Consider the following 24,833-nt stretch of genomic DNA (forward strand, 5'->3'; position numbering starts at 1 on the left):
GCCGCGTACGCCCGGGACTCGCGACGTCCGACAGGGCACTGCACTTGGCCCAGACCATATCCATCGACGCGTTCACGTCAGGATGCCTGTGCCTCGCCGCCGGTCCGGTCCACGGCATAGCCTCGTGGTGCGGCACGGTCCGTGCCCGCCCCCGACGAGCAGGAATGCCATGCCCTCCCATGCCACTCCCCCGCCCGGCCCGTCCGGTTCCGCCGGCCGCGATGCCTTCCACCCCGACCTGCCCGGCCATGACGACAGCGGTGACGGCGCGGCCGGCCACGGACTCCCGCTGCACGCCCGGCTCCACCACATCCGTGCCGACGCACTCGACGGCGACACCGCACAGACGGGCGGCATGCGCCGGTTCGCCGCGATCAGCGGCAACAGGGTCGGGTCGCGGCGCATCTGGATGGGCCAGACCCACGTGGCTGCGCGAACCGCCTCGTCCAACCATCACCACGGCGACTCCGAGACGGCGATCCATGTGGTCAAGGGACACCCGGAGTTCGTGTTCCTCGACGATTCGAGCGGCACGGCCGAGGAGGTCCGGATCCGCACCTCCCCCGGTGACTACATCTTCGTACCGCCGTTCGTGCCGCACCGCGAGGAGAATCCCAGCGCCGACGAGGAGGCGGTCGTGGTGATCGCCCGCAGCACCCAGGAGGCGATCGTCGTCAATCTCCCGGAGCTGTACGTGCTGGGGGACGAGCCCGACGCCGGATGACGAGCCGGTGGGAGTCCGGCGCGGCCGCGTACGTCCTCCGCGCACACGCGGCCGCGCCGGGCCACGCTCAGCGCGGCGTCACCAGCCCGTCGCACCGTCGACGCGCTCGCGCACCAGGTCCGCGTGGCCGGTGTGGCGCGCGTACTCACCGATCATGTGCAGGTGGATCAGCCGGAGCGAGTACTCCTCGCCGCCATGGACGAAGGTGTCGTCCAGCGAGGCCTTGGCGACGATCTCGTCCGCGAGCCGGCACTCCTCGACGAGACGGGCGTAGTCCTCGGCCGCACGGGACGGGTCCAGGTCCTCGAAGTCCGCGTCCTTGCCCTTCTCCGGGTCGTACATGGGGTCGAACGACTGACCGGCGAACCGCTCCCGGAACCAGACACGTTCGACCTTCGCCATGTGGCGGATCAGTCCGAGAAGGGTGAGGTTCGACGGCTCCACGGTCTGTTCGGCGAGTTGCTCCCCGGTCAGGCCCGCGCACTTGTGCAGCAGACAGCTGCGGAACCACGCGAGATAGCCGGTGAGCATCTCGCGCTCCTCGGCCACGAGTGAACCGGATGTGCGCACAACCTCAGGTGCTGTCCATGTCATGACGTGATCATGCCTCGTCCGCGGCGGCACCGGACAGGGTTCAGGGGCTTTCACATGCTGCCGGTGGGCTCGTTCGGCCAAGTGGTCGTGGTGGACGTGGTGATGGCGGTGGCCACCCCGAGCACCAGGAACAGGACGAGCAGCCCCTTGCCCGCATCGCTCATGACGAGGGGCCGTGTGGCGGAACGTGTCTGCCGCTGCGGTACGGAGAGGTCGTCGTCGCCGAAGAAGCCCTTGGGGCAGGCCAGGGTGAGCATCATGGCGTAGGCGCCGAAGCGCATCTCGTAGCGGAGCACGGCGGCCGTGGCCTCGAAGAGGGGGCGCGGCATGCGTCCCAGGATCAGGGTGATCAGCCACCAGACGATCGAGACCACTCACCAGCCGGACATGGCGAGGCTCTGCACGACGGCTACCGGAATCAACAGTGCGGCGAACCACCCCACGATGACGGTCAGCACGGCCGCGATGTGCAGGAGGAACAGCACGATGAAGTGCGGGATCAGGAGAAGCAGCCGTACCAGCACGGTGAGCCGGCGCTGTCGGGGCGGCTCGATGACGTCCAGCGCGGGCAGCCACTCGGCGGCGGTCCATGCCCTCGGGCCCGGACTCCACCGGGCGTCGGCCATGTCGCTCCTCGTCGGCGGGTGATCCGTACGCCGCCCCCCAACGCTGGGCCGGGCGGGGATGCACCGCAATCGGCCACGAACCGAACGGGTGCCGCGTGCCGCTCACGGCGCGCGGACCGCCGGGCTCACCCATGGCGGCGATCCGGGCCCGAACCGAGAATGCAGGCGTGTCCACTCCCACGCGCCCCTCTACCCCTACACGCCACGCCGGGCCCGGTCCCTGGGGCGAATGGGCCCTGCTGCTTCTGTCGGCCGCTTCCGGGGCGGCCGACGCGTTCGTCTTCATCTGCGTCGGCCAGGTCTTCGCCGGGGTGATGACCGGGAATCTGGTGCTGCTGGGCGCCTCTGCCGCCGGTGGCGGAGAGCAAGGGGTGGCGCTGCGGGTGGTCACCGCGCTGGTCGCCTACGCCGTCGGCGTCTGCTGCGGTGCGTGGATGAGCGATCGGTCGCGGTGGTCACTGCCGGTGATGCTGCTGGTGGAGGTGGCCCTGCTGGCGGCGGGGGCCGTGCTGTGGGCGCTGGGGCTGATCACTTCGGACGGGGACCGGCTGGGGCTGCTGGTGCTCATCGCCGTGGCCATGGGCATCCAGGGCCGGATCCGCGCGACACCCACCAACTACTTCACCGGCACGCTCACCGCCCTCGTCGGCCGCGCGGCCCTGCGGTCCTGGGAGCAGGGGGACCGCTGGGTGGCCGGCCGGTTGGCGGCGGTCGTGGCGGGCGCCGCCGTGACCGCGCTGACCGTACGCCTATGGCCTGGCGCGGCAGCGGCGGTGGCGGTGGTGCCGGCGGCGGGCGCACTGCTCATCGAGCGGGTTCGCGGAGCGGCGTCCAGGCGCTGACCTGCGACGACGCCCAGGGAAGAGGAAAGCCCCGGCCGGATCGGGGGAATCCAGCCGGGGCGGCTCAGAGGTGGGCGCGGTGCGCGACATCCACATATAGGTGAACGATAAACCACCGCATCCCGTTCCCGGAAACGCGCACCCCGCACTGTGATCCACGGCACGGAATGCGACTTCCCGACAGATCCGCGCTCAGCGTTCCTCACGGAAGAGCACGTGCTGTCCCACCACGGGGTCGAACTTGCGCAGCACCAGCCGGTCGGGGTTGTTCCGACGGCTCTTGCGGGTCACGTAGCTCTGCCCCGTTCCGGCCGTCGACCGGAGAGTGACGACGGGACGGGTCTCACTGCGGGCCATGGGCACCTCCAGACTTCCGAGCCGACCCCATCCCCCTTTGGTGAGAATGGGTGTCGTTTTCGTTCTGGTCACTTAACATGGTGAGCCGCCGCCGCATTCCCGCCGCACGGCCGGCGGCGCCCCGCATATGCCCCCGATCGGGCCGGACGCACGGCGGCGGACCGGCGCACTCGGGCGCACAACCGCCCTCACACACCGGATGACTTGCGCCAACGTCCGTCGATGGCAAAGACGTTCGACGGATCGGCGCCACGCGCAGCCCGTGACATATGCCGGAAGCAAGAACGTCTCGAGTGTTGCCAAATCCCTTACGGGCTCCCGCAGGCTGTGCAACAGTCGTCTTCGGTCCACCTTCAGACCTGGTCGTGCCGCGCCTGTATCGGAGTACGAGATGCCGTCCCATCTGTCCGCGGACCGCCCCGCCCCACAGCCACCCGAGCGCGATACCGTCGATGCGCTGATCAACCGGACCCTTCGGCTCCGTGGCGATGTGGATGCCGTGCGGCGGGACACGGTGCTGATCGACGAGGAGGACCCGCAGCTGCGCTGGCAGCGGGCGCTCTGCGATCTGGCGGTCCACCATCTCGACGACCTCGGCACCCACCTGGGTCAGCTCAAGGAGGGCCTGCCGCCCGGGACCGCGCGGCACCTCGCGGAGACCTCGGCCCCGCCGACGGCGCAGGACCCGCAGGACGCGGCTGAGAGAAGCGCGCAGGAGCCTTACGACAACCCGAAGCCGGGATCGCTGATCGGCCGGGTGGGCAGCGCGGAGTGGAATCTGCTCACCGACGACGTCAGCTGGTCCGAGGAGCTGTTCCAGATCTTCGGCAGGTCCCCCGCCGCCGGACCGCTCTCGCTGGACGAGCTCCCGTCCGCACTCCTTCCCGAGGACCAGCCCCTGCTCACCGCCCTGGTGACCGACTGCCTGGTGGACGGCAAGCCGATAGACGGCGAGTTCCGTATCACGCGGACCGACGGCCGGGTGCGCACTCTCCACATGATGGGAGAGCCCGTCCTCGATTCGAACGGGTGCACCGCCTCCATGTGGGCGGTACTGCGCGACGTCAGCGAGCTGCGGCGCAGCCAGCAGGCGGTGCGCCGGAGCCACGAATCGCTGCGCAGCCGGGAACACCGGGCACAGGCCGAGCACCGCCTGGCGGTCGAGCTCCAGGAGGCCGTGCTCCCCCCGTGGCGTGGCTCACTGCGACTTCCCTCCCAGGGGCCCGGCGCCCTGGACATCGCGGCGCACTACCTTCCGTCGGAGTCGAGTTCGCTCATCGGCGGCGACTGGTACGACGCGCTGGATATGCCGGACGGCAGGACCGTGCTCACGGTCGGTGATCTGACCGGTCATGGCATCCAGGCCACCTCGGCCATGGCGATGCTGCTGGGCGCGCTGCGTGGCATGGCCGTGGCCGGCATCGAGCCGGGCGCCCTGATGGGGCATCTCAATCAGCTACTGGAGTCCTCCGTCCAACCAGCTCTCGGCAGCGCGGTGTGCTGCCTTCTGGATCCGTCCACCGGCGCCCTCACCTGGGCGCAGGCCGGACACCCCGCACCGCTGCTGTTCCGCGACGGAGTGGGGCGTCCGCTGCCCGCGCCGGACGGGGTCCTGCTCGGCGCGGCCTCCGGGGTCGCGTACGAGCAGGACGAAGTGCACCTCCTGCCCGGTGACGTGCTGGTACTGCACACCGACGGGCTGAACCGTCACAGCGACCGGGGTGCGGGCCCGGACGCACTGCTGGCTCTGGCCCCGCGCTTCACGCAGGCCCGTTCGGCACAGGAGTGCCTGCGGACCGTCGTCGCGGAGTTCGGCGGCACCGAACGCCTGGACGACGCCTGCGTGCTGATCGCCCGCATCGGGGCGTAGCGCACGGCTCGGCACGTACAGGGCACGGACAAGCGCGGAACGCCGGACACGGCGCGGTACGCAGTAGGGCGTGCCCGCCTGCGGGTGCGGTGGTCGGACAGCTGGTGGCAGGAAGGCCGGTGGTCGGACGGTCTGTGCTCGGCGCCCCTTCGTCGCGGCGCCCGCAGGTCAGATCTCCGACGACCGCCTACGCTGCTTGATGATGGAGTTCTGCGGCAGGGAGAGCTTGATCTCCTCTCTCAGGTCCTTGATCTTCGCGTAGCCCGCGAACTGGCCTGTGAGCCGGTACATTTCGCGCAGCCGGTCCCAGGTGCGGTGCGAGGAGGTCTCCCCCATCGTCACCAGGGCGAGCCGCGCGTACCGGTCGGCCTGCTCGGGATCGTCAGCGATGAAGCAGGCCGAGGCGAGCGAGATGTAGTCGAAGATCTTGGACCGCTGGCGTCCGTTGGCCCGCAGCTCCAGCGCCAGTTTGGCGTGGCGCTGCGCCACGATCGCGACCGACGGGTCGTGTTCGGCGAGCGTGCGGAAGGCCAGGGCCTGCATGCCGTGCATGTCCGCCTCGTCGAACAACTGCATCCAGCTGGGCGGCGGCACATCGCTCTTGTCCGAGGTGAAGAGTTCCTCGGCCTTGCCGAGGGTGCGCCGCATGGCCTGGCCGCGGCCCATGGATGCCTGTGCCCAGGCCTCGATGGTGTGCAGCATCGCCTGGGTACGGGGCAGAACCATGTCCCCGGAGCCGGACTTGGCGAGTTTCATCAGGTCCAGGGCGTCGTCGGGACGGCCGAGGTGGACCATCTGACGGGCCGCCCTGGAGAGCGCCTCTCCCGCGCGGGGGCGGTCGCCGCCCTCGCGCGCCGCGTGTGCCGCGATGATGAAGTACTTCTGGGCGGTCGGTTCGAGGCCGATGTCGTGGGACATCCATCCCGCGAGCACCGCGAGGTTGGCCGCGACGCCCCAGAGCCGGCGCTGGAGATGATCAGGGTGGCGGTAGGCGAGCATGCCGCCCACCTCGTTGAGCTGGCCCACCACGGCCTTGCGCTGGAGTCCGCCGCCCCGTGAGGCGTCCCAGGCGCGGAACACCTCGACGGACCGCTCCAGCGCCTCGATCTCGTCAGACCCGATGGGCGCGGCCTCGTACCGGTCGAAACCGGCAGGTTCCGCGTGCAGCGGGTCCTCGATCCGTGGAGCGTCGGCCGCCAGTACGGGGTCGGAGTGCAGCCAGTCGTGCATGGGGCCGGTGATGGTCGATCCTGCGGCGAGCGCGGCGCCCGCGCTCACCAAGCCGCGTCGGTTGAGCATGAGGTCCATTCCCGTGAATTCGGTGAGGACCGCTGCCGTCCGCTCGGGCGCCCACGGCAGTCCGTCGGGATTGTCCTGCGTCCCGGCCTCCCGCCGTTTCCCCACACGCCCGCGTCGGCCGAACCCGAGGTCCTCGATGGTCACGACACGACCGAGTCGCTCGGTGAACAGGGCAGCCAGCACCTTGGGCACAGGATCGCGGGGGGACTCCCCCATGTCGATCCAGCGCCTCACCCGCGAGGTGTCGGTGGCCAGTTGCGGGTGGCCCATGGCCGCCGCTTTTCTGTTCACCATTCTCGCGAGTTCGCCCTTGGACCAGCCGGCGAGGCCGAACAGGTCGGACAGGCGGGTGTTGGGTTCTCCGGTCACGTCAAGCCCCCAGGTTCTCGGCTGTGTTGACAGTAACCCCCTGTCAGAGGCCTTGCGACAATTCGCCAGGCTTCGCCAGGGTCCGCCAGTTGGTCTGCCACCCGCCTGCCGGTGTCAGGTAGGAAAGCGCCACCCCGCCCGGCAGCCCTAGGTACTCCCCAGGGTGCCGAACGGCCGCCGGCCGGGGCGGTGCACGCAACTTGTCGGCGCACGAAGGGATCTGTCTCGCCCATGTACACAGCATCGTCCTCCGTGACCGCCCCGCCCCGGCCGCTCCGTCCCCTGGGGGCGGGCGGCGGTCCGTACCTCTCCCCGCACGCCGCTCCTTCGGCGCCCGGCACGGTCCGGCCGCGACGGCCGGCCGGGATGGTCGGCCCGCCGCTCAGCGGCCGGCTGGACCTGTCCGGCGCGCAGGGGGCGCAGCTGAGAATGGCGATCGCCTCGGTGCACCGGATCTGCCCCGAGTTCAACCCGGTCCAGGTGCTGCGCCGCAGCGGCCGTTCGGTGCTGCTGGTCGGCTCCACCGGCCGGGCTACCGCGGTCGCCAAGTGTTTACTGGACCACTCCCCTGCGTGGTCGGAGCGGTTCCGTCACGAAATAGCTGCATATCGTGCGTTCGTCCGGCACCGTCCGCCGGTGCGCGTGCCGCGTCTCATCGCGGCCGATCCGGAGAACTGCACCCTGGTGATCGAGCGGATGCCCGGCCGGGTGGCCGCGTTGACCCGGCATCCCTCGGAGGCTCCGCCCCGTGCCGATATCCGGGCCGCACTGGGCGCGATCAGCCGGGTCAACGCCTGGCGGCCGGCGCCGGGGCTGTTCGACGCCCCGCTCGACTACGCCTCGCGGATCGCGCGCTATCACGAGCTGGGGCTCTTCACGGACCGGGATCTGGGCGATCTGCAGAAGCTGCTGCACGGTCTGGCGCACGCGGGCGGCCGGCAGGGCATGGGGCAGTTCTGCCACGGTGACGCACTGCTCTCCAACATCCTGCTGTCGCCCACGGGTCCGGTGCTGGTGGACTGGGAGCACGCGGGCTGGTATCTGCCCGGCTACGACCTGGCGACGCTCTGGACAGTCCTCGGTGACGCACCGGCGGCGCGACGTCAGATCAGCCAGCTGGCGCAGGCCAACGGACCCGCAGCACGGGACGCGTTCCTGGTGAACCTGATGCTGGTGCTGACCCGCGAGATCCGTACGTACGAGACGGCCGTCCAGCGGGCCATGCGGGATTCGACGGCCTCGGGCGCCGGTCAGGAGCGCCCCGGTGCGCTGTCGTCGAGCGAGGAGCAGCGGCTGTTGCTGCGCCGGCTGCACGACGACTGCGCGATGGCCCGCAGGGCCGTGCGTGCCGCGGTCGGCACCCGCTGACCCTGCCAGAGGGTGCGTGCTGCGGGTCCGGTGCCGACACACCGGGCCCGCAGCACGCCGAAGTACGGTCAGGGGCTCTTGAAGTCCACCGCGTCCACGTCGAACGAGTTGTTCTGCGGGGACGTGAAGACGAGGTACAGCTTGTGAGTTCCCTTCAGTTCCTGGACAGGCACGGGCGTGGTCGCCTGGTAGTTGTCCCAGCCGCCCGTATTGGGGACCGGGGTGGTGGCGAGCAGCGGGCCGTCGGCGGAGTCCGCTCGGAGTTCGATCGCGCCGACCCCATAGGGTGAGGACAGCCGGTAGCTGACCGTGCCGATGCCTTCTACGCTCATCGGGTCGAAGGCGACCCAGTCGCCGTCGGAGACGTCTCCGATCCTCTTGCCGTTCTCGGCTCCTTCCTGAGCGACGACGCGGGTACCGGACTGGCCGTCGTAGTACTCGGCCTGCTTGTGCTTCGGCTGGAGCACGGCGCGGCCGTACCCGGTCAGGGCCGAGACGCCGTCGCCGCCCTTGTCGGTGTACTTGGCGTTGAGTACGTAGGTGAGGTCCGCTCCTTCGGGGTGGCCGCCCAGATCACCGGTGTCCACGGTGCCCTCGCAGCCGGGGATGTCGGTGGTGGGGTGCTCGTGGTCGTCGTGGCCCAGGGCCGGGTTGACGGTGACCTTGGAGCAGTCGACCGGTCCGTCCTCGGGGTCGGTGACCGTGACCTTGTACGGGATCTTGTCGCCGAACTCGATGAGTTTGCCGCTGACCGGGAATTCGATGGTCACCTTGGGTGCCGTATTGCCCGCGGTTACGGGGATGTTGGCGTAGCCGGACTTGCCGGTGGAGTCGGTGACCTTCAGCTGGGCGGCGAAGTCGCCCTTGGCCGTGTAGGTGTGGCTGGGGGACGCCTCCGTGGAGTCGTAGGTACCGTCGCCGTCGAAGTCCCAGGCGTAACTGAGCGCGTCTCCGTCCGGGTCGTTGCTGCCCTCGCTGGAGAAGTCGACCTTCAGCGGTACGGGGCCGTCGGTGGCGGAGGCGGCGGCCTTGGCCATTGGGGCGCGCTGTCCCTGGGCGTAGTCGATGCGGTAGAGCCCGGAGTCGTTGTTGCCGCCGCCGAACGAGCTGCCCCATTCGAGGACGTAGAGCGATCCGTCCGGCCCGAAGGTCATGTCCATCGGCTTGTTGAACTTCTGGGTGGAGAGGAAGTCATTGATCTTCAGGACCTTCTGGTCCTTGTCGAAACGGACTTCCTTGACGTAGTTGCGCGACCACTCGTAGAAGAAGCTCGCGCCCTCGAAGTAGGCGGGGAACTTCGTGGTGGACGGGTTCTTCCCGTCGTAGTGGTAGACGGGGCCGCTCATCGGGGCCGAGCCGCCACTGCCGACCTCGGGAAATTCCTCGGAGGCGCCGTAGCCGTACCAGATCTCCGGCTGCTGAATGGCCGGGAGCTGGGTCAGGCCGGTGTTGTTGGGCGAGGGGTTGACCGGCTTTGCGCAGTCGAACTTGGGGCCGACTTCCTTGGTGTCGGGGTTGTACGGGGCGTATGCCTGGTTGTTGCCGTGGCAGAACGGCCAGCCGAAGTTGCCGGCCTTCTTGATGACGTTGTACTCGACGAGGCCCTCGGGTCCTCGGTCGGTGGTGGGCAGTCCGCGGTCCGGGCCGTAGTCGGAGGCGTGGACGTAGCCCGTCTTGGGGTCGACGGTGAAGCGGAACGGGTTGCGGAAGCCCATCGCGTAGATCTCGGGGCGGGTCTTGGCGGTGCCGGGGGCGAAGAGGTTGCCCTTGGGGATGGTGTAGCCGCCGGAGTCCCTCGGCTTGATGCGCAGGATCTTGCCGCGCAGGTCGTTCGTGTTGCCCGCGGTGCGGGCGGCGTCCAGCATCTGCTTGCCCTCGCGCCAGTCGAGCGGGGCGTATCCCTGCCAGTTCGGGTCGAGGTTGGGCGGGGTGTCGTCGCCGACGCCGAGGTAGAGCGTGCGGCCGGGGCCGAACTCGACGGCGCCTCCGGTGTGTCCGGGCTCGGGGAAGCTGCGGTCGCGGTAGGCGGGGACGTCGAGGAGCTTCTTCTCGCTGGCGGGGTCGAGGGTGTTGCCCTTGACCGTGAAGCGGGAGAGCCGGTTGACGTCCTCGGGGGCGCCCGCGGGGGCGTAGTAGAGGTAGATCCAGTGGTTCTTCATGAAGTCCGGGTCGAGCTCCATGCCGACCAGGCCGTCCTCGCCCCCGGTGTAGACGTCGAGCTTTCCGGCGGTGGTGGTGGCGTGGGTCGCCGGGTCGTAGATGTTGATCTCGCCGCTGCGCTGGACGTAGAAGACCCGTCCGTCCTTGGCGACGTCGAGTTCCATCGGGTCCGCGGTGTTGTCGTCCAGGGCGACCTTCTCGTAACCGCTCCAGACGGTGCCGCCGCAGTCGCCGGGCTTGTTGCCGGCGGCCCACCTGACGCCGCCCATGACGTGGGTACGGAAGGCGGCTTCGCTGTACGAGGCGGCGTCGTGGCCCATGGCGGTCGCCCAGACGCGGCCGCCCTCGGTGTTGCGGCACCAGGAGATCGGGTGGTCGGCGCCCATGGCGGAGCCGCCGGGGTTGTACGTGGTCTCGTCGGCGGTGACCAGGACGTGGACGTCACCGCGCGGGTTCCGGTCGAAGTTGTACCACTCCTCGGGGCGCTCCCAGCGTTCGGGGAGTCCCGCGGTGGAGGGGTGGACGCGGTCGGCGACCTTGGCGGTGCCCTGGAGGACACCGGGTGAGTGGGCGGGCATGTGGACGCCGCCGTTGATGGCCTCGTCCCACCAGGGGAACGTCTCCTCGATGCCCATGTCGAGGGTGTTGTGGAGGGCGACGACGCCGCCACCGCCATGCACGTAGGCCTGCATCGCCTCGCGCTGGGCGTCGGTGTCCCAGACCATGCCGGAGTTCTGCAGCATGACGACGACGTCGAAGTCCTTGAGCTTCGCCGTGTCGAAGACCGCGGGATCGGCGGTCTCGACGAGCTCGAAGCCGCCCGCGGCGGCCTCCTCCTTGAACATCTGGATGCCGGCCGGGATGGAGGCGTGTACATAGCCGACGGCACGGGTGAAGAGCAGGGCGCGGAAGGCGGGTGCCTTGCCGGTCGTGGCTGCGGACGCGGGCAGTGCGGTCAGCGCGAGGAGCAGTGCGCCCACCAGCGCGATGAACGTACGCCGCATGTCACGGACATGACAGCGCAATCGGTGACGGCTCACGAGCGGGTCCTCTCTGCGGGTTGCGGACGGACGAGCGGGACAGGGGGGTGGATTACGGGACGGCGCTCAGGGCCTGGCGCAGGAAGGCCAGGCCGTCGGTGGCGATGCTGTCCTGGGTGGCGGCGAGCGGCCGCCAGACCGAGGCGGCGACCGCGATGGCGTCGTTGTGCGCGGTGAACGACTCGATGCAGAGCGGGCCCCAGTAGCCGCACGTGGCGAGCGCGGCGAGGAAGCCGGTCCAGTCGAGACTGTCGGCGCCGGGGGTGCCCCGGTCGTTGGCGCACACCTGGACATGGACGATGCGGCCCGCCGCGCGGTGCACGGCGCCGGGCAGCGAACGTTCCTCGATGTTCTGGTGGTACACGTCGAGCGCGAGGCCGATGGTGCTCTCGGGGAGCCCGGTCAGCGCTTCGAGCGTCTGGTCCACGGTGTTGAGCAGGCTCGTCTCGTACCGGTTGAGGGGTTCCACCGCGAGCCGCACGCCCGCCGCGCGGGCATGCTCGACGACCGGGGCGAGGTTCTCCCGCAACTCCTCGTAGGCGGCGGCGCGTTCGGCGCGGTCCATCCGCCAGGTGCGGCCCACCGCCGCGTACATGGGTCCGGCGACGGTGGGGGCGCCGAGGGCCTCGGCGGCGTCGACGCACCGGTACAGGTAGTCCTGGGTGACCCGGACGGTCCGCGGTTCGGTGCGGACGAGGCCGCGGCCGGGCGGCATGACGGCGATCACCGCGGCGGGGACGAGACCGCAGGCGTCGAGGAGCTTGGCCACCGATGCGGGCGCCCAGTCCCGTTCGTTCTCCAGCGGGATCTCGACGCAGTCGAAGCCCCACGCGGACAGCTTCGGCAGCACGTCACCGAGCGTTTCGTAGGTCACCGGCGAGTGCCAGATCCACGGGTTGGCACCGATCGGGAAGGCGACGCTCACTTCTTGCCTCCCCATTTCTCCGGGAATCCGGGCAGGTTCTCGCAGCCGCACATCGCGTAGTGCAGGGGCGGCATGCCGGGCTTGTAGTACTGGTCGAGGGTGTCCTGGGTGACGGTGGGCTGCGGGAGCTTCCACTCCTTGGGGACCTGCTGCCCCTTGAGGATCCTCAGCGCGGCGATGACCGGTGTGCGCCACTGGAAGGTGGGGTACGAGGGGGCGATCGCGGTGAGCTTCTTCTCCTTCCAGGCCTGGAGGAAGTCCTGCTGGTCCTCGCCGGTGATGGGCGGTACGTCCTGGCCGGCGTCCTCGAAGGCTTCGACGGCGGCGACGGAGGTCGCTCCGGAGTCCATCCAGACGCCGTCGATGTCGCCGTTGCGGGTGAGGGCGTCGGTGACGATCGCCTTGGTCTTCGCCGGGTCGCCGTCGGTGAACTTCACGTCCACGACGTCGAGTCCGCTCTTGTCGAAGGCGAGCTTCGCCGCGGACCAGCGGGTCTCCAGCACATCGACGCCGGGGGAGATCCGCAGGGCGAGGATCTTCCCCTGGGGCTTCACCTTTCCGACGAGGAAGTCGGCGGCGACCGCCCCGTATCCGTAGCCGCCGATCGGGTTGATGAAGGTGACCGCGCAGTCGGTCTCGACGCCCCGGTCGAAGACGATCACGGGCACCTTGCCGCAGGCCTGCTCGACGGCGGGGGTGAGGGTGGCCGTGGTGTTCGGGGAGACGATCAGGGCGTCGCAGTCCCGGCCGGCCAGCTCCTGGATGTCGGAGATCTGTTTGTCGTCCTTGCCCTGGGCGTCGAGAACGGTGAACTCGGTGATCTCCTTGTGGAGTGCGGACTCGGCCCGCATGTTCTTGAGGCCGACCTGGCGCCAGGGGTTGAAGACCCCGGCGTTGGAGAAGCAGAGGTGGATTCCGCCGGAGCCCTTCTTCTTGTACTGACCGGTGTCGACGAGCTCCGGGCGGAGCATCTGCTCCCACGGCTTTCCGGCGGGCCCCTGCGGGGTGACCTCGGCGAGGCCGAGCTGACGGTCGTACTCGGCCCGGTCGAAGAACTCCGACTGCTTGCCGGTGCCCGGGTCGCCCGTGCCGCCGCTCGCTCCGGCGGTGGGCGCGTCGGGCGGTGCGTCGCTGGTACAGCCCGCGAGCAGGGCCGCACCGAGCAGGGCGGCGACCGGCGCGAGGAGGTGTCCGAGCTTTCGCGTACTCATGAGGTTTTCGCTCCCGGGAATCGGTTGCCGCGGCGACGCAGCCGGGACCAGTCGGCTGCGCCGATGGCGACTGCGGCGATGACGATGACGCCTTGCACGGTCGATTCCAGTGCGCCGGAGACGCCCTGGAGGTTGAGCAGGGTGAACAGTGCCTGGAGCGAGAACGCCCCGGCCATCGCCGCGACGACGGAGCCCCGGCCGCCGCCCAGCACCACGCCGCCCAGGACGACGGCGGTGATCGCCTCGAACTCGTAGCCGCGGCCGGCCTGTGCCGAGACTCCGGAGAACCCGCCGACCAGTACCGCCGCGAGGGCGGCCGCGACGCCGGAGAGTACGAAGGCGATGGTCCGGGCGCGTGCGACCCGGACGCCGGCCAGCGCCGCGGCACGTTCGCTGTCGCCGGTGGCCAGCAGCGTACGGCCGAAGTCGGAACGCATCAGGCGTACGGCCAGGAGGCCCGCGACGACGCAGGCGAGTACGGCCCACGGCAGCCAGCCGAACGCGGTGCCGCGCCCGAGTCTGCGGAACTCCGCGGGCAGGGAGCCGTGGGGCGAACCGCCGGTCCAGAAGAAGACGGCGCCTTCGAGGATCAGCATCATGCCGAGCGTGGTGATGAACGACGGCACGCGCAGCAGGGTGGTGATCAGTCCGCTGACGAGTCCGGCGAGGGCTCCGGCGAGCAGCAGGACCGCGGTGACCAGGAGCCAGGGTGCGGCCGGGAACGAGCCGTACAGTTCGGCGGCGACGACCACCCCGGCGGTGACGATCGCCCCGACGGAGAGGTCGAACTCGCCGCAGACGATGACCAGGTACTGGCCGGCGGCCAGGATGACGAGGGGGGCGGCGCGCTTGACGAAGGCGAGGAAGCGGTCGGGTTCGTAGAAGCCGGGGTCGGTGAGGGCGAGTGCGGCCAGCAGCACCACGAGCAGGAGGTAGACGGGTGTGCCGGTGGTGAGGGCACGCAGTGCGCGGCGGCCGGCGGGCGCCTGGGCGGTGGTCATGCGGTCCGCTCCTTCGGGGTGCGGCGGCCTCGGGCGTAGAGGGCGACGGCCGCGATGATGACGACGCCCCGGACGACGTTCTTGAAGAACGGGTCCACGGACAGCTGGTTGAAGACGCTGTCGAGCACGGCGAGGACGAGCACTCCGCCGAGGGTGCCCGCCACTCCCCCGCGCCCGCCGGCGAGCGCGGTGCCGCCGAGGACGACGGCGGCGATGGACTCCAGGTCGTAGCGGGCCTCCGTGCCCGCCCAGGGAGCGCCGGCGCCGAGCCGTGCGGCGAGGAAGAGGGCCGCCGCGCCGACACAGAGCGAGCACAGCAGGTGCGCGGTGACGACGGTGCGCCGGGTGCGGACGCCGGAGAGCCGGGCGGCGTGCTCGTCGCCGCCGGTCGCGTACATGTGGTGGCCGAGCCGGGTGCGGCGGGTGATCAGCCAGAGGGCGGCGGCGACCGCGAGGAGGAGGAAGAGGGAGACGGGGACCGGACCGATCCGGTCGTAGCCCAGGTGCTGGAAGGAGGCGGGGACCTTGCCGGCGGGGCCGGTGTAGTTGTCCTCGATCCAGCCGCGCAGGATGAAGGCGGTGCCGAGGGTGGCGATGAAGGCGTTGACCTTGAGGCCGGTGACGATCAGCCCGTTGGCCAGTCCGACGGCGGCGCTGAGGGCGAGGACGGCGATGACCGCGACGAGCACGCTGCCGCTCTCCATCGTCTCCGCGGCGACGAGGGTACCCAGGCCGATGAGGTAGGCGACGGAGAGGTCGAGCGATCCGGTGAGGATGACGACGGACTGGCCGACGGCCACGAGGCCGAGGGCGACGCAGTTCTGAAGGATCGTCACCACGTTGGTCACGGTCAGGAAGTCCCCGCCGCGGGCCGCGACGGTGATCCAGCCGAGCACGGTGACGGCGAGGGCGGCCAGCCAGACCCCGGCCACCGGGCCGGTGATGCGGGGGCGGGCCTTCCGGGGCGGGGCGGTGCGGGGCCGGGTTTCGAGGCCGGGCCGGAGTGCGGTCATGCTGCTCCCTCCGTGGCGGGGCCGCCGCCGGTGGCGATGCGCATGACCGCCTCTTCCGTGGCTCCGGCGGGCAGTTCGCCGGCGAGGCGGCCTTCGGACATGACGAGGACGCGGTCACTCATGCCGATCAGCTCGGGCAGTTCGGAGGAGATGATGAGTACGGCGAGGCCCTCGCGGGCCAGTTCCCGTACCAGGGTGTGGATGGCCGCCTTGGCGCCGACGTCGACGCCTCGGGTCGGTTCGTCGAAGAGGAGCACCCGGGGGGCGGCGGCGAGCCACTTGGCGATGACGACCTTCTGCTGGTTGCCGCCGGACAGGTACTGGACCTGCTGGTCCTCGCCGTGGGCGTGGAGGCGTACGCGCTCCAGCAGCGCGGTCACCTCGCGGCGCGCGGCCGGTCCGCCGCGAGCGGGGACCGCGCGGGTCACGAGCAGCGCGTTGTCGGCCACGGACTGGTGCAGTGCGAGGCCCTCCCCCTTGCGGTCCTCGGTGACCAGGGCGATCCCGGCCCGGACGGCTTCCCGGGGGTTCGCCGGGCGCAGCGGCTCCCCGCCGACGGTCATGGTGCCCGTGGTGAAGGGGGCGGCGCCGAACAGGGCGCGGGCCAGGGAGGTCCGGCCGGAGCCCTGGAGTCCGGCGATGCCGACGACCTCGCCGGCCCGCAGGGTCAGATCGATGCCGCGGATCCTGGAGTTGCCGCCGCCGCGCACCGTGAGCCGCTCCTCGTCAAGCTCTCCCGGGTCGGCCCGGGGCGGGTAGTAGGCGCCGAGCTCCCGTCCCACCATGGCGCGCACCACCGTGTCGGCGTCGGTCTCGCGGGTGGTGAGCGTGGTGACGCGGCGGCCGTCCTTGAGGACGGTGATGCGCTGCGAGAGGTCGAAGACCTCGCGGAGCCGGTGCGAGATGTACAGGATGCCGATTCCGCGGGCGGTCAGGCGGCGTACGAGGGCGCCCAGTCGCTCGACCTCGTGGTCGGCGAGTGCGGCGGTGGGCTCGTCCATCACCAGGATACGGACGTCCGATGCGAGGGCCTTGACGATCTCCACGGTCTGCCGGCGTGCGACGGACAGCTCGTGGACGGGGGTGCGCGGGGTGATGCCGGTCTCGCCGAGTTCGGCCAGGAGTTCGGCGGTGCGCCGCTCCATGGCTCGCCGGTCGACCAGGCCGTACCTGGTCGGTTCGCGGCCGAGGAAGACGTTTTCGGCGACCGTGCGGTGCGTCAGGAGCGCGAACTCCTGGTGGATGATGCCGACCCCGGCGGCCTGGGCCTGGGCCGGGTGGCTGAAGGAGTGGGCGGTGCCGTCGATGGTGAGGGTCCCCTCGTCGGGTAAGTGCTCGCCCGCGAGGATCTTCATGAGGGTCGACTTTCCGGCGCCGTTCTCCCCCACCAGGGCATGCACTTCCCCGGCTTCGAGGTCGAGCCCCACCCCATCGAGCACACGCACCCCGAGGAAGCTCTTGGACACACCCTGCATCGTCAGCATCGAACTGCTCCTCGCTCAGTGGTCTGCAGAGCAGAGTCGTGACAAAGATTGGGAGTGTCAAGGGCTCAAGCACCTTTGTTTTCAGGTGACTTGGAATGTACTTATGCCGATGAACGAACAGCAGATGCCTTGTGAGCAGCGAAAGTCGCCCCTAGGGTGACTGCCATGTCTTCGCCGTCGGATCGCAATTCCGCTGCCGTGTCGCACTCGCCCGGCGAGGTGCTCGCGCTGATCGGTTCGGGGGCGGTCGCGACCCGCGCCGACATCGCCCGGGTGACCGGAATGGCCCGCTCGACAGTCTCCCAACGAGTGGACGCGTTGATCGCGCACGGTCTCGTGGACGAGGACGCCGACGGAGGCTCCACCGGCGGCCGGCCGCCGAGACGGCTGGCGCTGCGTACCCGTGAGCACGCGGTGGCCGGGGTGGATCTGGGGGCCTCGCACTGCCGGGTGGCGCTGATGGACATCGGCGGAACCACGCTCGCTTCGCACGAGGAACCGCTGTTGATCGGGGACGGCCCCGATTCCGTGCTGCGGCATGTGGAAAGCACCGTGCGGGCGCTGCTGGAGGAGACCGGCCGGGAGCCGAGGACGCTGCGGTCCATCGGTGTCGGAGTGCCGGGTCCGGTGGAGTTCTCCACCGGCCGTCCGGTCGATCCGCCGATCATGCCGGGCTGGCACCAGTACCCGATCCCGGAGTTCTTCGCCTCCCGCTTCGGGGTGCGGGCGCTGGTCGACAACGATGTGAACGTGATGGCGCTGGGCGAGCAGCGGCGCGCGTTCCCGGACTGCCGCTATCTGCTGTACATCAAGGTCGGTACGGGGATCGGCTGCGGGATCGTCGCCGACGGCAAGCTGCACCGGGGCGCGCAGGGGTGCGCGGGCGACATCGGCCACATCCGGGTCGGCGACCTCGACGATCCCTGCCGGTGCGGCAATTCGGGCTGCCTGGAGGCCGTCGCGGGCGGTGCGTCACTGGCGGCGAAGCTGGTCGCGCTGGGGCTGGACGCGACATCGGGCAGTGACGTCGTGCGCCTGGTGCGTTCCGGGAACCGGGACGCGGTGCGGATGGTGCGGGAGGCCGGGCGGGCGGTGGGCGAGGTCCTCGCCGGCCTGGTGAACTTCTTCAATCCGGACACGGTGGTGATGGGCGGCGCCCTGGCCGCCGTGCACGATCAGTTGCTCGCGGGTGTCCGGGAGGCGGTGTACCGGCGCTCGCATCCGCTGGCCACCCAGTTGCTGCGGATCGAGCCGAGCCGTACGGGCGAGAACGCGGCGGCGGTGGGGGCGGGCATCCTCGCGATCGAGCACGCGCTGTCTCCCGCGCAGGTGAACCGGCTGGTCGCGGGGTGAGCGCGGGTGCCCCTCCGCGCGCGCGGAGGGGCACCGGTCACGCGTCGGGCGGTCACGCCGGAGTCATCAGGTCCCACCGGGCCTCGAACAGCACGCACCGGTACTGCGCCCAGCTCCCGTCGGCGACGCCCGCGTCCCCGGCCGCGACACACTCCTGCTGGGTGTCGAACGAGCCGGAGACGTCCCAGCCCTGCGCCCCGTTCTCGGAAGCGGCGGCGGCCGAGGCCGTGGCGACGGTGACGGCGGCCGGGGCGACGGTGAGTGCGAGCGCCATGGCGATGCCCGCGGCCGCGGTGGCGGCGGTCCTGGTCGGTCTGTACATGAAGTCCTCCTTCTCGGCTGTACGGATTCCCGGCGCCCCGTCGCCGCTGCGACGGCCCCGGTGCGGCCTCAGCGGGTGCGCACGATGTCCACGTCGGAGGCCTTCACGAAGGCGATCCGGTGGCCGATCTGCACCGTCACGTACTTCTCCTCGCCACGGAAGTACGAGTGGTCGAGCGGGTACGAGGAGTCGATGGTCGGCGCGTAGAAGAATCCCGTCGGCGCCTCACCGCCACCGGGGTAGGACTGGCCGGCCTTGATCTTGTACTGGAGCGGCGCGCCCACCCGCTTGTCCGCGAAGTCCGCGGGGTACTCGGACTTCTCCGGGTACGCGACCCCGTACACCGGGACGTCCGTGCGGCCGGCCTTCGGCCTGACGACGTAGCCGGAGGTGGGGGTGGTGGTGCCGCTGCGGGCCGGGGTCTCGAACCAGGCCTTCTGGCCGTACCACCAGATCGCCGTCCAGCCGGGGGCGCGGTCCGCGACGACGGCCTGCTGGGTGGCACTGATCTTGCTGCCCCAGTCGGCGGCGCAGTTCGTGCCGGGCGAGCCGTCGGTGTGGAGGCCGGGGTCGGAGAAGAGGGGCGCGTCGGCGGACGGCGCGGTGTGCAGCGGGACGGCGCTGGAGCCCTGGACCGGCAGGTCGACGCCCTTCTCGCAGTCACGGAAGGCCTGCTGGTTCTTCTTGAAGTCCGGGCTGACGGTGATCAGTTCGCTGCTCTTGGGGGCGCTCGGCACGGTGGGCTTGCCGAGCAGCTTCATGAAGCGGTTCCAGTCCCAGTACGTGCCCGGGTCCCAGTGCATGTTCCTGGTGCCGGACGCACTGGTGGGCGGCACTCCGTCGTGGCCGATGATGTGCTGGCGGTCGAGCGGTATGTCGTACTTGGCAGCGAGGTAGCGCACCAGCTTGGCGGTCGAGCGGTACATCTCGGGGGTGTACCACTTGGCACCCTCGACGGCGACGCCCTCCTGCTCGATGCCGATGGAGTGGCTGTTGACGTACCAGTTACCGGCCTGCCAGGCGACGTCCTTGCCCTTGACCATCTGCGTGACATGGCCGTCGCCCGAGCGCACGACATAGTGGGCGGAGGTCTGCTTCAGCGGGTTCTGGAAGATCTTCAGGGTGGTGTCGAAGTCTTCCTCGGTGTCGTGCAGAACGATGAATCTGACCTTGTTGGTGTGCGGCCGGTCCGCGGTGTCGTAGTTCCCGTACGTCTCCTTGTCGGCCGGGTCGCCCGTCTGCTGGTAGGCCGCCGGCACCCAGTCGCACGAGAGGCTGCGCGGGCATTCCGGTCGCACCCCGTCCGCACCGGCCTGCGCCACGGGGCTGAGCAGCGCCATGCTCAGTGCGCCGACACCTGTCAGCGCGATTGCGAGTCCGGTCCTCTGCTTGGAGGTCATGACAACCCTTCCTGGAGCCGTGCGTGATGGAGCCGTGCGTGATGGAGCCGTGCGTGTTCCGATCTCACTGATCCGCTGTGCGCGCACACTCTCCGACCTGAGATGACAGCGCGTCAAGGGATCCGTGGAGGTCGCGGATCGAGCCAGTGGACCAGACCACTGGCAGGGTGTCTGACCTGCGAGGGAAAGTTTCAACCGGGCACCTTGGACAGCCTGTTGTCCGGGTCTCGGACAGCGTACGGACGGCCGGCGGAGCACACCCGACACCCACCCATGCGCATGCGTTTTATGTGACTAATCCCGAATGTGCGTGCCTCGAACGGACGAAGGGTAGTGCTCGCGCCGACACGATCACGTCCGCGCGAGCTCCGCGCGGCGCCCCAGGAAAGGCCGTACGCACATGGCTCAGCCCTTCATCCTGCCGGACTTCTACGTTCCGCATCCGGCGCGGCTCAACGCCCATGTCGAGGAGGCCCGGGTACACACCAAGGAGTGGGCGCGCAGCATGGGGATGGTGGAGGGTTCGGGCATCTGGGAGGAGAAGGACATCGACTCCCACGACTACGCGCTGCTGTGTGCGTACACCCATCCCGACTGCTCGGCCGAGGCGCTCTCCCTGGTCACCGACTGGTACGTGTGGGTCTTCTTCTTCGACGACCACTTCCTGGAGCTCTTCAAACGCAACCCCGACCGCGAGGGCGCCAAGCGCTATCTGGACCGGTTGCCGGCGTTCATGCCGATGGACCGCGGGGCCCCGATGCCGGAGCCGGCCAATCCGGTCGAGGCGGGGCTGGCCGATCTGTGGACGCGTACGGTGCCAAGCATGTCCGACGCCTGGCGGGCCAGGTTCGCCGTGGCGACGGAGAACCTGCTCAACGAGTCGCTGTGGGAGCTCTCCAACATCAACGAGGGGCGCATCGCGAACCCGGTCGAGTACATCGAGATGCGTCGCAAGGTGGGCGGCGCCCCGTGGTCGGCGGGTCTCGTGGAGTACGCCGCGGGCGCCGAGGTCCCCGAGGCGGTGGCCGGCGAGCGTGCGCTGCGGGTGCTGCGCGACGCCTTCTCCGACGCCGTGCATCTGCGCAACGACCTCTTCTCGTACCAGCGGGAGGTGGAGGACGAGGGCGAGAACAGCAACGGTGTGCTCGTCCTGGAGCACTTCCTCGGCTGTTCCACGCAGGAGGCCGCCGATGCGGTGAACGACCTTCTGACGTCCCGTCTCCAGCAGTTCGAGAACACCGCGCTCACCGAACTCGGCCCGCTCTGCGCCCAGAAGGGGCTCGACCCGGCGCAGACCGCGGCGGTGCTCGCGTACGTCAAGGGCCTGCAGGACTGGCAGTCCGGCGGCCATGAGTGGCACATGCGCTCCAGCCGCTACATGAACGACGGCGCGGTCGCAGCGGCCACCACCGGCTTCGGGATGGCCGCGGCTTCGATCCGGTTCACCCCGCGCTCGGAGGCGGCCCGGCTGCGCAGCCACACCCACGTGCCCCACCAGCGCGTCGGCCCGTCGCTGGTGCCCGACATCGAGCTGCCCTTCGGCACGACCCTCAGCCCGCATCTGGACGGGGCGCGGGTCCGCATCGTCGGCTGGGCGAGCCGGATGGGCATTCTGGAGGCGCAGCCGGGGGTGCCCGGTTCGCACATCTGGGACGAGGCGCGGCTCCTCGCGACGGATCTGCCACTGTGTGCGGCGGGGCTGCACCCGGACGCCACTCCGCAGGAGCTGGACCTCTCCTCACAGTGGCTGACGTGGGGTACGTACGGCGACGACTGGTTCCCGGTGGTGCACGGGCGGGCCCGCGATCTGGCGGGCGCCAAGCTCGCCAACGAGCGGCTGTCGCTGTTCATGCCGCTCGACGGGTCCGGGACACCCGAGCCGGTCAACGCCCTGGAGCGGGGGCTCGCCGATCTCTGGGCGCGGACCTCGGCCCCGATGGACGCGAGCGGGCGCAGCGCGTTCCGCAAGGCGGTCGAGGACATGACCGCGAGCTGGGTGTGGGAGCTGGCCAACCAGGTGCAGAACCGCATCCCCGACCCGGTGGACTACGTCGAGATGCGGCGCATGACCTTCGGCTCCGACCTCACGATGAGCCTGTGCCGGCTGGGCCATGGCAGGAAGGTTCCGCCGGAGATCTACCGCAGCGGGCCGCTGCGCTCCCTGGAGAACGCGGCGGCGGACTACGCGTGTCTGCTCAACGACCTGTTCTCGTACCAGAAGGAGATCGAGTTCGAGGGCGAGGTGCACAACGGCGTGCTGGTCGTGCAGAACTTCTTCGGGGTGGACTATCCGACCGGGGTGGCGATCGTGCACGACCTGATGAAGTCGCGGCTGCGGCAGTTCCTGCACGTCGCCGCGCAGGAACTCCCCGTGCTCTACGACGACTTCGGGCTGGACGCGGAGGCCCGTGAGGTCCTGGCCGGGTACGTGCAGGAGCTCAAGCACTGGATCGCGGGCATCCTGATCTGGCACCGGGACTGCCGGCGCTACCGGGAGCAGGACCTGCTGCGCGGCACCGGCACCCCGTGGCACCTCAGCGGTCCCACGGGGCTCGGTGTGTCGGCGGCGCGGGTGACCGCGCTGTTCGCTCAGCCCTCGGCGGTCAGCGTGTAGCGGCCTCCGGCACGTGTCTTGAATACTTTCTCGCCGCTCGCGAACAGCGAGCTGCGGACGGTCACTTCGCGGGTGCGGCTCGCCGTGATCACCACACGGCGGGTTTGCCCGGCGGCCCATTCGATGTCGACGGTGAAGCCTCCCCTGGCACGCAGCCCGCGCACCGATCCGTCCGGCCAGTCCGAGGGGAGGGCGGGGAGGATGTCGACGGTGTCGTGCTGGCTCTGCAGCAGCATTTCGGCGATGCCCGAGGTGGCGCCGAAGTTGCCGTCGATCTGGAAGGGCGGGTGGGTGTCCCAGAGGTTGGGCAGGGTGGAGTGCTTCAGCTGTTCGGCGAGCATCCGGTGGGCGTGGTCGCCGTCGCGCAGCCGCGCCCAGAAGTTGATCTTCCAAGCCTTCGACCAGCCGGTGCCGCCGTCGCCGCGGGCTCCGAGGGAGACCTCGGCCGCTTCGGCCCACTTGCTGCCGGGTTCGATCTGCCGCCCGGGGTGCAGGGCGAAGAGGTGCGAGACATGGCGGTGTTCGTCGGCCGGGTCGTCCCGGTCGGTCTTCCACTCCTGGAGCTGTCCCCACGACCCGATCCGCAGTCCGGGGTCGAGCCGGCCGAGGACGGTCTCCAGCCTGCTCCGGAAGGCCGGTGTGTCGCCGAGGGTCCGGGCGGCCTCCAGGGTGTTGGTGAGGAGGTCGTGCACGATTTGCTGGGACATCGCGGCACCGGCGGTGAAGTCGCCGTGCTCGGGTGAGTAGCTGGGGGTGACGACGAGCAGTCCGTCCCGCGGGTCGGTGCGCAGATTGGCCAGCCAGAACTCGGCCGCCTCCTTCATCGCCGGATAGGCGGTGGAGCGCAGGTAGCCGGTGGATCCGCTGAACCGGTAGTGCTCGTACATCTGCTGGGTGAGCCAGGCGGCCGCTTCCGGGAACCAGAAGGCGGTGGACCAGTCGTGGACACCGGTGAAGCCGTACGGGTTGGTCTCGTTGTGCACCACCCAGCCGGCGGTCCCGAACATCTCCTTCGCCGTCCTGCGGCCGGGGGCGCGCATCGCCTCGATGTAGCGGTCGTACGGTGCGGTGGTCTCGGCGAGGTTGGTGACCTCGGCGAGCCAGTAGTTCATCTGCAGATTGATGTTGCTGTGGTAGTCGGCGGACCAGGGTGGGGTGGTCGAGTTGTTCCACACGCCCTGGAGGTTGGCGGGCAGCGAGCCGGCCCGTGAGGAGGCGATCAGAAGATAGCGGCCGTACTGGAAGAACAGCGCCTCCAGGGCCCGGTCGGCGGGGCTCGTCCCGCCCGTGTAAGCGGCGAGCAGCCGGTCGGTGGGCAGGTCGGGCAGTTCCTGGCCGATGTCGAGGGCGACCCGGTCGAAGAGGGCGCGGTGGTCGCGCACATGGGCGTCGCGGACCTTCTCGTACGAGGTCCGTGCGGCAAGGTCCACGGCGGCGGTGACCGCGGTGTGCGGGTCGTCGCCCCGGTAGGCGGGGTAGCTGTCGGCGTAGTCGGTGCCCGCGGCGAGGAAGAACCAGGCGCTGTCGGCGCCGGTGACGGTGAGGGTGCCGTCCGCGCCCGCGGTGACGGTGCCGCCCTTGGTCCGGACGCGGATCTGGGCCTCGAAGCGCAGACCGTTGTCCTTGAGGGCGCCGCGTACGGTGAGCCGGTCCCGGTCGGCGGTGACGGTGCAGTCGCTGCGGGGCGAGGTGTAGCGCAGGGTGAAGGAGACCTGTCCCCGGCGGTCGGCGCCGAGGCGGCCCGCGATGACCCGGCCCGGGTGGGAGACGAAGAACTCCCTTGTGTGCCTGGCCCCTTGGTGGGTGTAGGTCACGGCGGCGAGGGCGTTGCGCAGGTCGAGGGTGCGGCGGTAGGAGGCGTCGGGGGCGGCCGGGGCATTCGGCAGATCCAGTCTCAGGTCGCCGAAGACCTGGTAGGCGCCGTAGCCGCGGCGCGGCTGCCCGAGTTCGGCGGCGACGGTGCCCGGCCCGAGAGCGCCCTGGCTGTCGAGGCGCTGCTGCACGTCGGCGAGGGCGCCGGGCCTGGGAGCGGTCCAGTTCCCGAAGTCGTAGCCCTGGGCGGAGCCGGGGCCGCCGGTCCACAGGGTCTTCTCGTTGAAGGTGAGCTGCTCGGAGGCGAGTGTCCCGAACACGCTCGCGCCGAGGGCACCGCCGCCGATGGGCAGCGACTCGCGCTCCCAGCCCGCGGCCGGCGCGTCGTACCGGAGCACTGGCTCCGCCTGTCTCTTCGAGTCGGCGGCTCCCACCGATTCATCGGAGGT

Annotated in this window: 18 protein-coding genes and 1 pseudogene; 6 read left to right on the top strand and 13 right to left on the bottom strand. The window is 70.3% G+C overall.

Annotated features, from left to right (window positions below):
- The first annotated feature begins 169 nt into the window (after positions 1–169).
- A complete protein-coding gene (locus ACFYY7_RS24910; RefSeq protein WP_388664611.1) occupies positions 170–724 on the top strand; it encodes a cupin domain-containing protein in 555 nt (184 codons plus the stop codon).
- A 78-nt stretch (positions 725–802) separates the two neighbouring features.
- Here ACFYY7_RS24910 and ACFYY7_RS24915 read toward each other — a convergent pair whose 3' ends face one another.
- Together ACFYY7_RS24915 and ACFYY7_RS24920 are read right to left on the bottom strand one after the other, a co-directional pair.
- Positions 803–1,318, bottom strand: a complete 516-nt coding sequence (locus ACFYY7_RS24915; protein ID WP_360927774.1) for a DinB family protein — start codon at positions 1,316–1,318, stop codon at positions 803–805.
- Between the two features lie 50 nt (positions 1,319–1,368).
- A pseudogene (locus tag ACFYY7_RS24920) lies at positions 1,369–1,944 on the bottom strand (DUF4389 domain-containing protein).
- A 167-nt stretch (positions 1,945–2,111) separates the two neighbouring features.
- Here ACFYY7_RS24920 and ACFYY7_RS24925 point away from each other — a divergent pair.
- A complete protein-coding gene (locus ACFYY7_RS24925; protein WP_388664613.1) occupies positions 2,112–2,786 on the top strand; it encodes a YoaK family protein in 675 nt (224 codons plus the stop codon).
- Between the two features lie 192 nt (positions 2,787–2,978).
- On the opposite strand, the gene rpmG is transcribed toward ACFYY7_RS24925, so the two are convergent.
- Positions 2,979–3,143, bottom strand: a complete 165-nt coding sequence (gene rpmG / locus ACFYY7_RS24930) for a 50S ribosomal protein L33 (protein ID WP_124721937.1) — start codon at positions 3,141–3,143, stop codon at positions 2,979–2,981.
- A gap of 391 nt (positions 3,144–3,534) precedes the next feature.
- Here rpmG and ACFYY7_RS24935 point away from each other — a divergent pair, with 391 nt between their 5' ends.
- Positions 3,535–5,013 carry a PP2C family protein-serine/threonine phosphatase gene (locus tag ACFYY7_RS24935; protein WP_388664616.1) on the top strand — a complete coding sequence of 493 codons (1,479 nt, stop codon included), beginning with the start codon at positions 3,535–3,537 and terminating at the stop codon, positions 5,011–5,013.
- A gap of 168 nt (positions 5,014–5,181) precedes the next feature.
- Here the strand turns inward: ACFYY7_RS24935 and ACFYY7_RS24940 are convergent, their stop codons facing one another.
- On the bottom strand, positions 5,182–6,681 hold the full coding sequence (locus ACFYY7_RS24940; RefSeq protein WP_388664618.1) for a hypothetical protein: 1,500 nt from the start codon (positions 6,679–6,681) through the stop codon (positions 5,182–5,184).
- Between the two features lie 231 nt (positions 6,682–6,912).
- On the opposite strand from ACFYY7_RS24940, the gene ACFYY7_RS24945 reads away from it, so the two are divergent.
- On the top strand, positions 6,913–8,049 hold the full coding sequence (locus ACFYY7_RS24945) for an aminoglycoside phosphotransferase family protein (RefSeq protein WP_388664620.1): 1,137 nt from the start codon (positions 6,913–6,915) through the stop codon (positions 8,047–8,049).
- Positions 8,050–8,117: 68 nt separating this feature from the next.
- On the opposite strand, the gene ACFYY7_RS24950 is transcribed toward ACFYY7_RS24945, so the two are convergent.
- The 6 genes from ACFYY7_RS24950 to ACFYY7_RS24975 form a co-directional block, all read right to left on the bottom strand.
- A complete protein-coding gene (locus tag ACFYY7_RS24950) occupies positions 8,118–11,213 on the bottom strand; it encodes a ThuA domain-containing protein (RefSeq protein ID WP_388664737.1) in 3,096 nt (1,031 codons plus the stop codon).
- Between the two features lie 88 nt (positions 11,214–11,301).
- A complete protein-coding gene (locus ACFYY7_RS24955) occupies positions 11,302–12,174 on the bottom strand; it encodes a sugar phosphate isomerase/epimerase family protein (RefSeq protein ID WP_388664622.1) in 873 nt (290 codons plus the stop codon).
- On the bottom strand, positions 12,171–13,385 hold the full coding sequence (locus ACFYY7_RS24960) for an ABC transporter substrate-binding protein (RefSeq protein ID WP_388664624.1): 1,215 nt from the start codon (positions 13,383–13,385) through the stop codon (positions 12,171–12,173). The genes ACFYY7_RS24955 and ACFYY7_RS24960 overlap by 4 nt, the downstream gene beginning before the upstream one ends.
- Positions 13,382–14,386 (bottom strand): ABC transporter permease, encoded by a 1,005-nt coding sequence (locus ACFYY7_RS24965; protein WP_383713149.1) that lies wholly within the window; start codon positions 14,384–14,386, stop codon positions 13,382–13,384. The genes ACFYY7_RS24960 and ACFYY7_RS24965 overlap by 4 nt, the downstream gene beginning before the upstream one ends.
- Positions 14,383–15,399 carry an ABC transporter permease gene (locus tag ACFYY7_RS24970; RefSeq protein ID WP_388664626.1) on the bottom strand — a complete coding sequence of 339 codons (1,017 nt, stop codon included), beginning with the start codon at positions 15,397–15,399 and terminating at the stop codon, positions 14,383–14,385. Before ACFYY7_RS24970 ends, ACFYY7_RS24965 begins: the two co-directional genes overlap by 4 nt.
- Positions 15,396–16,883: a sugar ABC transporter ATP-binding protein gene (locus ACFYY7_RS24975; protein WP_388664628.1), complete on the bottom strand. Its 1,488-nt coding sequence runs from the start codon at positions 16,881–16,883 to the stop codon at positions 15,396–15,398. The genes ACFYY7_RS24970 and ACFYY7_RS24975 overlap by 4 nt, the downstream gene beginning before the upstream one ends.
- A 165-nt stretch (positions 16,884–17,048) precedes the next feature.
- Here ACFYY7_RS24975 and ACFYY7_RS24980 point away from each other — a divergent pair, with 165 nt between their 5' ends.
- On the top strand, positions 17,049–18,236 hold the full coding sequence (locus ACFYY7_RS24980) for an ROK family protein (RefSeq protein ID WP_388664630.1): 1,188 nt from the start codon (positions 17,049–17,051) through the stop codon (positions 18,234–18,236).
- A gap of 52 nt (positions 18,237–18,288) precedes the next feature.
- On the opposite strand, the gene ACFYY7_RS24985 is transcribed toward ACFYY7_RS24980, so the two are convergent.
- Together ACFYY7_RS24985 and ACFYY7_RS24990 are read right to left on the bottom strand one after the other, a co-directional pair.
- Complete coding sequence (locus ACFYY7_RS24985) at positions 18,289–18,558, bottom strand: hypothetical protein (RefSeq protein ID WP_388664632.1); 270 nt, start codon at positions 18,556–18,558, stop codon at positions 18,289–18,291.
- A gap of 68 nt (positions 18,559–18,626) precedes the next feature.
- A complete protein-coding gene (locus ACFYY7_RS24990) occupies positions 18,627–19,958 on the bottom strand; it encodes an N-acetylmuramoyl-L-alanine amidase (protein WP_388664634.1) in 1,332 nt (443 codons plus the stop codon).
- Positions 19,959–20,358: 400 nt separating this feature from the next.
- On the opposite strand from ACFYY7_RS24990, the gene ACFYY7_RS24995 reads away from it, so the two are divergent.
- Positions 20,359–22,572 carry a germacradienol/geosmin synthase gene (locus ACFYY7_RS24995; RefSeq protein WP_388664636.1) on the top strand — a complete coding sequence of 738 codons (2,214 nt, stop codon included), beginning with the start codon at positions 20,359–20,361 and terminating at the stop codon, positions 22,570–22,572.
- Here the strand turns inward: ACFYY7_RS24995 and ACFYY7_RS25000 are convergent.
- Positions 22,548–24,782, bottom strand: a complete 2,235-nt coding sequence (locus tag ACFYY7_RS25000; protein ID WP_388664739.1) for a glycoside hydrolase N-terminal domain-containing protein — start codon at positions 24,780–24,782, stop codon at positions 22,548–22,550. The genes ACFYY7_RS24995 and ACFYY7_RS25000 overlap by 25 nt on opposite strands.
- Positions 24,783–24,833: the final 51 nt, after the last annotated feature.

Source organism: Streptomyces sp. NPDC001933, assembly GCF_042890955.1.
GTDB lineage: Bacteria > Actinomycetota > Actinomycetes > Streptomycetales > Streptomycetaceae > Streptomyces.

Bases quoted from the DNA above. Each gene is read 5' to 3' on its own strand.
- ACFYY7_RS24910 (WP_388664611.1), top strand. From the start codon at position 170: ATGCCCTCCCATGCCACTCCCCCGCCCGGCCCGTCCGGTTCCGCCGGC.
- ACFYY7_RS24915 (WP_360927774.1), bottom strand. From the start codon at position 1,318: ATGACATGGACAGCACCTGAGGTTGTGCGCACATCCGGTTCACTCGTG.
- rpmG (WP_124721937.1), bottom strand. From the start codon at position 3,143: ATGGCCCGCAGTGAGACCCGTCCCGTCGTCACTCTCCGGTCGACGGCC.
- ACFYY7_RS24935 (WP_388664616.1), top strand. From the start codon at position 3,535: ATGCCGTCCCATCTGTCCGCGGACCGCCCCGCCCCACAGCCACCCGAG.
- ACFYY7_RS24945 (WP_388664620.1), top strand. From the start codon at position 6,913: ATGTACACAGCATCGTCCTCCGTGACCGCCCCGCCCCGGCCGCTCCGT.
- ACFYY7_RS24950 (WP_388664737.1), bottom strand. From the start codon at position 11,213: ATGCGGCGTACGTTCATCGCGCTGGTGGGCGCACTGCTCCTCGCGCTG.
- ACFYY7_RS24960 (WP_388664624.1), bottom strand. From the start codon at position 13,385: ATGAGTACGCGAAAGCTCGGACACCTCCTCGCGCCGGTCGCCGCCCTG.
- ACFYY7_RS24965 (WP_383713149.1), bottom strand. From the start codon at position 14,386: ATGACCACCGCCCAGGCGCCCGCCGGCCGCCGCGCACTGCGTGCCCTC.
- ACFYY7_RS24970 (WP_388664626.1), bottom strand. From the start codon at position 15,399: ATGACCGCACTCCGGCCCGGCCTCGAAACCCGGCCCCGCACCGCCCCG.
- ACFYY7_RS24975 (WP_388664628.1), bottom strand. From the start codon at position 16,883: ATGCTGACGATGCAGGGTGTGTCCAAGAGCTTCCTCGGGGTGCGTGTG.
- ACFYY7_RS24980 (WP_388664630.1), top strand. From the start codon at position 17,049: ATGTCTTCGCCGTCGGATCGCAATTCCGCTGCCGTGTCGCACTCGCCC.
- ACFYY7_RS24985 (WP_388664632.1), bottom strand. From the start codon at position 18,558: ATGTACAGACCGACCAGGACCGCCGCCACCGCGGCCGCGGGCATCGCC.
- ACFYY7_RS24990 (WP_388664634.1), bottom strand. From the start codon at position 19,958: ATGACCTCCAAGCAGAGGACCGGACTCGCAATCGCGCTGACAGGTGTC.
- ACFYY7_RS24995 (WP_388664636.1), top strand. From the start codon at position 20,359: ATGGCTCAGCCCTTCATCCTGCCGGACTTCTACGTTCCGCATCCGGCG.